The following is a 703-nucleotide window of genomic DNA, read 5'->3' as shown; positions in this document are numbered from 1 at the left end:
GGCCCGGGAGGAGTAGGCCTTATCGGCCAGGACCCGGTCAGGGCGGCTGCGCGCCCGCCCGCCCCCGAGGCGTGGCACCGCGACCGCTTCGAGCACGGCCGGCATCTGCGGGCTGTCACCGGCTTGACCACCCGTGAGCAGCATCGACAGCGGCTTGAGCCCGTTTTCGCAGGCCAGATGCAGTTTGGTGCCCCACCCGCCCCGTGACCGGCCCAGGGCGTGATCAGGTGGTTCGGCGCCGGGAGGCCCCGGTGGTTCGCCTTGCGCTGCGGGGTCGCGGCGGGCTCCGGCAGCGTGCTGGTGAGCGCGCATGATCGTCGAATCCACACTCACCTGCCAGTCGATATCGCCGCTCGCCTCGGCGAAGGCCTGCAGCATTTTCAGGATGAAAACCCATGCACCGGCGCGTTGCCAGCGCCGGAACAGGCTATAGATCGCCTGCCAGGACCCGTACTGCGGTGGCACGTCGCGCCAGGGTGAACCGACCCGGGTTCGCCACCGGATCCCGTTGATGAGCTGTCGTTTCGTCCACATCGAGGGACGGCCTGTTTTCTTGGGTCGGGGCAGCAACGGCACCAGCCGCGCCCATTGGGCGTCGGTCAAATCCGCGCGCCCCGTCACCGCTACGCTGGTCACGAGGTCTCCGGTATTCAGGTTCTTCTTCGTCGCTGAACCATTTACCGGAGACCTCGCTTGCCTCGGG

1 protein-coding gene is annotated in these 703 nt (G+C 68.1%); it reads right to left on the bottom strand.

Annotation, left to right across the window (positions count from 1 at the left end):
• A partial coding sequence (locus ON32_RS17300) for an IS5 family transposase (protein WP_040792007.1) occupies positions 1–636 on the bottom strand: 636 nt, incomplete at its 3' end.
• Between the last annotated feature and the right edge of the window lie 67 nt (positions 637–703).

It is taken from the genome of Nocardia paucivorans NBRC 100373 (assembly GCF_000308675.1).
GTDB classification, from domain to species: domain Bacteria; phylum Actinomycetota; class Actinomycetes; order Mycobacteriales; family Mycobacteriaceae; genus Nocardia; species Nocardia paucivorans.
Note: the sequence above shows the minus strand (reverse complement) of the source record. Positions and strands in the feature narration are given on the sequence as shown.